Consider the following 468-nt stretch of genomic DNA (forward strand, 5'->3'; position numbering starts at 1 on the left):
CACGGTCAAAACGGAGGTCAGCCCGGTATGATGATGGGTGGTCAAAACGGAGGTCAGCCCGGTATGATGATGGGTGGTCAAAACGGAGGCCAGCCCGGCATGATGATGGGTGGTCAAAACGGAGGTCAGCCCGGCATGATGATGCCAGGTCAAAACGGAGGTCAGCCCGGCATGATGATGCACGGCCAAAACGGAGGCCAGCCAAACATGATGAATGGCGGTCAAAACGGAGGCCAGCCCGGCATGATGATGGGTGGTCAAAACGGAGGCCAGCCCGGCATGATGACGGGTGGTCAAAACGGAGGCCAGCCGGGCATGATGATGCACGGCCAAAACGGAGGCCAGCCCGGCATGATGATGGGTGGTCAAAACGGAGGCCAGCCCGGCATGATGATGCATGGTCAAAACGGAGATCAGCCAGACATGATGAATGGCGGTCAAAACGGAGATCAGCCAGACATGATGAAT

At 57.7% G+C, this 468-nt stretch carries 1 protein-coding gene; it reads left to right on the forward strand.

The genetic code is table 11. The annotated features are described in order from the left end of the window. Positions 1–171 precede the first annotated feature (171 nt). The coding region (locus tag ASU00_RS25270; RefSeq protein ID WP_201786251.1) for a hypothetical protein at positions 172–468 on the forward strand (297 nt) is incomplete at its 3' end.

Origin of the sequence: Peribacillus muralis (assembly GCF_001439925.1) — a bacterium.
GTDB lineage: Bacteria > Bacillota > Bacilli > Bacillales > DSM-1321 > Peribacillus > Peribacillus muralis.